Consider the following 6,653-nt stretch of genomic DNA (forward strand, 5'->3'; position numbering starts at 1 on the left):
CTCCTCGTCCCAGGCCGGGACGAGGAGGAATCGCTACGTCGTGCCGGCAGCAGCCCCGTACCCAGGAGATCCGATGACGCCTCCCACCTCGTTCGCGACGTCCTTCGAGCCCGGCGACCCCGCACCGCTGGCATCCTCCCGACGCGCGCCGCTGGTCGTGCGCGTGGGGAACGGCCCCGCGTCCGGCGCCACGCACAAGGCGCGTGCCGGCTTCTCCGGCCTGCACGCGCTCGGCTTCGCCGGCCTGCGCGACGGGGACGGCGCCGCCACGCACGTGCTCTTCGAGGGGCTGGGGATCGAGGTCGGGCCGCGCACCCGGCTGAGCTACGTCGTGCTGCCGGACCTGCGCGGCGACCTGCGGTACCCGTCCACCTACGTGGCGCTCGACCTGGCGTTCACGGACGGCACGTTCCTGTCGGACCTCCCGGCCACCGACGCGCACGGCACCCGCGCCACGGCGCGCGCCCAGGGCGAGGGCAAGATCCTCTACGCCGACCAGTGGAACTCCGTGCGGGTCGACGTCGGCGCGGTCGCGGCGGGGCGCACCGTGGACGCGATCCTGCTGCGCTGCGACCCGCCCGCGGACATGGCCGACGCCGCGTTCTCCGGCTGGGTCGATGACGTGGCACTGACGGCCGAGCCCGCCGTCGTCGGCGACGCCTCTGTGCACCCCGTGGACCTGGTCGACACCCGCCGCGGCACGATGTCGAGCGGGCAGTTCTCCCGCGGCAACAACGCGCCCGCCACGGCGGTGCCGAACGGGTTCACCCTCTGGGTGCCGATGACGGACGCGTCCTCGCAGCGCTGGCTCTACGAGTACCACCGGGCCAACGACCACGAGAACCGGCCGGTGCTGCAAGGGTTCGGCGTCTCGCACCAGCCCAGCCCGTGGATGGGCGACCGCAACCAGCTCGTCGTGCAGCCCGCCACGGGCGCCGGCACGCCCACGGCCGACCTCGCCGCCCGTGGGCTGCCCTTCGACCACGCGGACGAGACCGCCCGGCCCGACCTGTACACCGTGACCTTCGCGGGCGGGGTCACCCTCGCGGCCACGCCCTCGGACCACGGCGGCGTGCTGCGGTTCGGCTTCCCGGCCGACGCCCCCGACGGTGTCGGGCACGTGCTGCTGGACACCGTCACCACCTCCGCCGGCGCGGCCCGTCTCACGGTGCACCCCGACGGCACCGTCACGGGGTGGGTCGACGACGGCAGCCCGTTGTCCGTGGGCCGTTCGCGCATGTTCGTGGCCGGCACCTTCGACCGTGCGCCCCTCGCGGTCGGTGCCGCCGCGGGCGACCGGCAGCACGCGCGGTTCGCGACCTTCGACACGACCCGCGAGCCCGCCGTCGAGCTCCGGCTCGCGACGTCGTACCTCAGCCTGGACCAGGCACGCCACGCCCTCGACCTGGAGCTCGCCGAGCGGCCGTTCGCCCAGGTGCAGGAGGCCGCGCGGGCGCTCTGGCGGGAGCGGCTGGGTGTCGTCGAGGTGGCCGGCGCCACCGACGACCAGCGCGTCACCCTGTACTCCAACCTGTACCGGCTGCACCTCTACCCGAGCTCCCACACCGAGAACACGGGCACCGCCGAGGCGCCCGTGCTCCGGCACGCCAGCCCGGTCGCCCCGCCCGTGGGGGAGAGCACCGACACGGTCACCGGCGCCGCCGTCGTCGACGGCCGCATGATGGTCAACCACGGCTTCTGGGACACGTACCGCACCGCGTGGCCCGCGCTGTCCCTGCTGTACCCGGACCTCACCGCCGAGCTCGCCGACGGCTTCGTGCAGCAGTACCGCGACGGCGGCTGGATCTCGCGCTGGTCCTCGCCCGGGTACGCCGACCTCATGACCGGCACCAGCTCCGACGTCGCCCTCGCCGACGCCTACCTCAAGGGCGCCCTGCCGACGGCGCTCGCGCTCGACGCGTACGACGCCGCCCTCCGGAACGCCACCGTCGCGCCCCCGCACGACGCCGTCGGGCGCAAGGGCCTCGAGACGTCGGCGTTCCTCGGGTTCACGCCCGCCTCGACGGACGAGTCCGTGTCGTGGGGGCTCGAGGGCTGCCTCAACGACTTCGGCACCGGCACGATGGCGGCGGCGCTCGCGGACGACCCGGCGACGCCGGACGACCGGCGTGCGACGCTGCGCGAGGAGTCGGAATACCTGCTGGACCGCGCGGGCCAGTACGGCGGCCTGTTCGACCCAGAGGTCCGGTTCTTCCGCGCGCGGGGCGCGGACGGGGCGTTCACGCCTCCTGCGCGCGACTTCGACCCCGACGACTGGGGCGGCCCGTTCACCGAGACGAACGCCTGGAACTTCGCCTTCCACGCACCCCACGACCCGCGCGGCCTGGCCAATCTCTACGGCGGCCCCGCAGGGCTCGAGGAGCGGCTCGACGAGTTCTTCGACCGGCCCGAGGACGGCACGCACGTGGGCGGGTACGGGCAGGTCATCCACGAGATGACGGAGGCGCGCGACGTGCGGCTCGGGATGTGGGGCGTGAGCAACCAGCCCTCGCACCACGTGCCCTGGCTCTACACCGCCGTGGGTGCGCCGTGGAAGGCGCAGCGGATCCTGCGCGAGACGCTGCGTCGTCTCTTCGTCGGCAGCGAGATCGGTCAGGGGTACCCCGGCGACGAGGACAACGGCGAGATGTCCGCGTGGTGGATCTTCGCCGCGCTCGGGTTCTACCCGTTGCAGGTCGGCTCCCCGCGGTACGCGGTCGGGTCGCCGCTGTTCGACGAGGTGACGGTCCACCGGCCCGACGGCGACCTCGTGATCCGCACCCGGGAGAACTCTCTCGAGAACGTCTACGTGCAGTCCCTCACCGTCGACGGCTCGCCCCGCACCGCCGCCTGGCTGGACCACGCCGACCTCACGGGCGGCGCCACCGTCGAGGTCGTCATGGGCCCCGAGCCGTCCGGCTGGGGCACCGGCCCGGGCGACGCGCCGCCGTCCCTCACCGCCGGCGACGCGCCGCCCGCGCCGCTGGTCGACGTCACGCGCGACGGCAGCGTGCAGGTGGACGACGGGGGCGCCGCCCGCGACGGCGACGTCCTGGTGGACGACACCTCGGCGACGGTGCTGACCTTCGCCTCGCGTGCACCGGTCGTCACGTGGGCGGGCGACGGCGCGCGGCCGGTCGTGGTCCGGTACACCCTGACCTCCGGCCCGGACGGCGCGGCGCCGGCCGGGTGGCGCCTCGAGGGATCCGACGACGGGGACACCTGGACCACGCTCGACGAGCGGTCGGGCGAGGTGTTCCGCTGGTCGCGCCAGACGCGCCCGTTCACCGTCGCCCGGCCCGCGCCCTCCGCCGTCGTGCGGCTGGTCGTCACCGGCGCGGCCGGCGACGGGCCGCTCACGCTCGCGCAGATCGAGCTGCTCGCGGACGGGCGGTAGCCGCCCGAGGACGTCCTCCCGCGTCGGCCTAGCCCAGGGCGGACAGGCCGAACGCGGTGGCGAACCCCAGCACGGTGACCAGCCCCGTCACCGGGCCGCCGAACTCGGTCGCCTCCGGGATCATGGTGTCCACGAGCATCGTCAGCAGCGCCCCGGCCGCGAAGGCCTGCACGACGGCGATGGTCACCGGGTCCGCTGAACCCAGCACGGCGTACCCCACGCCCGCGGCCAGCGCGGAGACGAGCGTCGTGCCGCCCCAGAGCAGCGCCAGCCGCGCGGTGGAGGTCCCGGCCTGGCGCAGCCCGACCGTGGCGGACATCGCCTCCGGCAGGTTGGAGATGAACACGGCCGCGAGCACCGCGACGCTCACCCCGCCCCCACCGACCAGGGTGGAGCCCAGCACCACCGACTCCGGGATGCCGTCCAGCACGGTGCCCAGGGCGATCGCGCCGCCCGACCCCGCCGACTGCGCGCCGGTGGACCGCTTGCGGTCACGACCACCGCGGCGGTCGATGAGCAGGTCGCCGACGAAGAACGTCAGCGCGCCGGCCGCGAGCCCCGCGAGGAGCACCCACCCGCTCGCGGCCCTGGACGCGTCCTCCACCAGGTCGTACGCGACCGCGCTGATCAGCACCCCGGCGCCGAACGCCATGATCAGGCCCGTGAGCCGTCTGCTCGGCGTGCGCCACAGCACCAGCGCCGCGCCGATCAGCAGCGACGAGCTGCCGAGGAGTCCCCACCAGAAGCCACTCATCCCGGCATCTCATCAGGTACCGGACAAGCCCGCTCGCGCGCCGACCCCCACGGGTTCCGCACCCTCGGGTGCGGCGTGGCCGCAGCCCTGCGAGCATCGCGCCATGGATCTCCAGGAGCTCACCCGCCCGGAACGCACCTCACCGCCGCGCACGATCAGCCGCGTCGCGCTCGGCCTGGCGCTCGCAGGCGCCGGGGTAACTCACCTGACGGTCGCTCGCGAGGAGTTCCGCGCCCAGGTGCCGGCCTGGTTCCCGGTCGACGAGGACGTCACGGTGCTCGCGTCCGGCGTCGTGGAGATCGTGCTCGGCGGGTCGCTGGTCGCACTGTCCCGGTGGAAGGTCGCCGTCGGGCTGCTCGTCGCGGCGTTCTTCGTGGTGATCTTCCCCGGGAACGTCGGGCAGTGGCTCGAGCACAAGGACGGCTTCGGGCTCGACACGGACACCAAGCGGCTGGTGCGGCTGTTCTTCCAGCCGGTGCTGGTCGCGCTCGCGCTGTGGTCGACGGGCGCCTTCCGCGCGCTGCGGCGGGCCGCGCAGGACTGACCCTCAGGGCTGCCGCGAGGTCACCACCGGGCAGGTCGCGAGATGGTCGTCCACCAGCCCGCACGCCTGCATGGCCGCGTACGCCGTCGTCGGCCCGAAGAAGCGGAAGCCCTCCTTCTTGAGCGCCTTCGCCAGCGCCACCGACTCGGGGGTGCTGGCGGGCACGACGTCCCACGCGGCGACCCGCTGCTCCCGCGGCGCCGGGGCGAACGACCAGAACAGCTCGTCGAGCGTGCGTCCCGCGTCGTGCAGCGCCAGCACGGCCCGCGCGTTGCCGATGGTGGCCTCGATCTTCTGCCGGTTGCGGATGATGCGCGCGTCGCCGAGCAGCCGTTCCACGTCGTCGGGCCCGAGCGCGGCCACCCGCGCCGGCTCGAAGTCGAGGAACACCTCCCGGAACGCCGGCCGCTTGCGCAGCACCGTGATCCAGGACAGCCCGGACTGGAAACCCTCCAGGGCGATGCGCTCCAGTAGCGCGGCCTCGCCGTGCACGGCGACCCCCCACTCGGTGTCGTGGTACGCCTCGTACAGGGGGTCGCCGTCGCCGAAGCACCGGGCGGCGGGGATGGTCGTCGTCATGCCCCCAGCGTGCACGCAGATCCCGACACCCGGGGACCGTGTCCCCAGATGTCCCCAGGTGCCCCCCGGTGCTCCCCCTGGGGGCAGGCTCGAACCCTGCGGCCAGCTCGCGACGTCCTCGCCGAGCGGGTGATCCCTGGGCGTCCGCCGTTCCCGAGGCCTGTCGTCGCCGAGGTTCTCGATATCGTCGTCGGCACCAAGATGTCGGGAGAACTGATGACGCAAGGCACCCCCACGCTCGAGCCCGGCCGGCGCCGTGCCCGGCGTCCCACGCTCGCGGCGGTCGCCGAGCGCGCCGGGGTGAGCCTCAAGACGGCGTCGCGCGTGCTCAACGCCGAGCCGAACGTGGCTGCCGGCACCCGCGAGCGTGTGCAGGCCGCGGCCCACGCGCTCGGGTTCCGCCGCAACGCCGCCGCCGCCGACCTCGCCCGCGGCGGGGCGGCGCGCCTGGTCGGCTTCGTGACGGGTGACCTGGCCAACCCGTTCTACTCGGCGCTCGCGAGCGGCATCGAGCGCGAGCTGCGGGGGCGGGGGCTGCAGCTCCTCACCGCGAGCTCCGACGAGGACCCGGCCCGCGAGCGCCAGCTCACGGACGAGCTGTTCGAGCGGCGCGTGGGGGCGCTGGTGCTGACCCCGGCGTCCGGGGACCACGACGCGCTCCGCGAGGAGCAGGCGGCGGGGCTCCCCGTCGTGCTCGTGGACCGGCCGGCGCCCGACGTCGAGGCGGACACGGTGGTCATCGACAACCGCGGCGGGGTGCGCGCGGCCGTGCGGCACCTGCTGGAGCACGGGCACCGCAGGATCGGGCTGGTCGGTGACGAGTCCCGGCTCTGGACCTTCCGGGAGCGTCGCGCCGCGTTCGTCGCTGCCCTGGCCGAGGCCGACGTCGCCGATCCTGAGCGGTACGTGCGGGACGGCGCGCACGACGCGGACGGAGCCCGCGAGCTGGTCGCCGAGCTGCTGGCGCTCGACGAGCCGCCCACCGCTCTGGTGACCGCGAACAACAAGATCACGGTGGGGGCGCTGCACGCGCTCCGTGACCGGTCAGGGGCCGGGGGCGCGCAGGTGGCGCTCGTGGGGTTCGACGACTTCGAGCTGGCGGACCTGCTGGGCGTGACGGTGGTCGGGTACGACGCCGTCGAGATGGGGCGCCAGGCCGCGGCGCTGGCGCTGGCGCGGGCCGAGGACCCGACCCGTGCCGCGCAGCTCGTCGTCGTGCCGACGCGCCTCGTGCCACGGGGCAGCGGCGAGACGCCGCCCGCCGGTTGACGCTCCGGACGCTCGACGTAGCGGGGTTTTGTGGGGCGCCGCCCGGGCGAGGAGAAAACCCCACCGCGGGGGGCCCCCCCCGCCGGGCGGGGCCGGCCAGAACACCGCAC

Annotated in this window: 5 protein-coding genes; 3 read left to right on the plus strand and 2 right to left on the minus strand. The window is 74.7% G+C overall.

Annotation, left to right across the window (positions count from 1 at the left end; all coding sequences use genetic code 11):
* Window positions 1-73 precede the first annotated feature (73 nt).
* Window positions 74-3,397 carry a GH92 family glycosyl hydrolase gene (locus tag ACWGKI_RS20285; protein ID WP_452189448.1) on the plus strand — a complete coding sequence of 1,108 codons (3,324 nt, stop codon included), beginning with the start codon at window positions 74-76 and terminating at the stop codon, window positions 3,395-3,397.
* A gap of 28 nt (window positions 3,398-3,425) precedes the next feature.
* On the opposite strand, the gene ACWGKI_RS20290 is transcribed toward ACWGKI_RS20285, so the two are convergent.
* Entirely contained in the window at window positions 3,426-4,151 is a 726-nt protein-coding gene (locus ACWGKI_RS20290; protein WP_380241996.1) for a ZIP family metal transporter, read from the minus strand.
* Between the two features lie 103 nt (window positions 4,152-4,254).
* Between ACWGKI_RS20290 and ACWGKI_RS20295 the strand changes: the two genes are divergently transcribed.
* On the plus strand, window positions 4,255-4,695 hold the full coding sequence (locus ACWGKI_RS20295) for a DoxX family protein (protein WP_452189450.1): 441 nt from the start codon (window positions 4,255-4,257) through the stop codon (window positions 4,693-4,695).
* Window positions 4,696-4,698: 3 nt separating this feature from the next.
* On the opposite strand, the gene ACWGKI_RS20300 is transcribed toward ACWGKI_RS20295, so the two are convergent.
* The gene (locus tag ACWGKI_RS20300) at window positions 4,699-5,274 is read right to left on the minus strand and encodes a DNA-3-methyladenine glycosylase I (RefSeq protein ID WP_452189452.1); all 576 of its coding nucleotides are present in this window, start codon (window positions 5,272-5,274) and stop codon (window positions 4,699-4,701) included.
* 216 nt (window positions 5,275-5,490) lie between these two features.
* Here ACWGKI_RS20300 and ACWGKI_RS20305 point away from each other — a divergent pair, with 216 nt between their 5' ends.
* Window positions 5,491-6,543: a LacI family DNA-binding transcriptional regulator gene (locus ACWGKI_RS20305; RefSeq protein ID WP_452189454.1), complete on the plus strand. Its 1,053-nt coding sequence runs from the start codon at window positions 5,491-5,493 to the stop codon at window positions 6,541-6,543.
* Window positions 6,544-6,653 lie beyond the last annotated feature (110 nt).

The organism is Isoptericola sp. NPDC055881 (genome assembly GCF_053615895.1).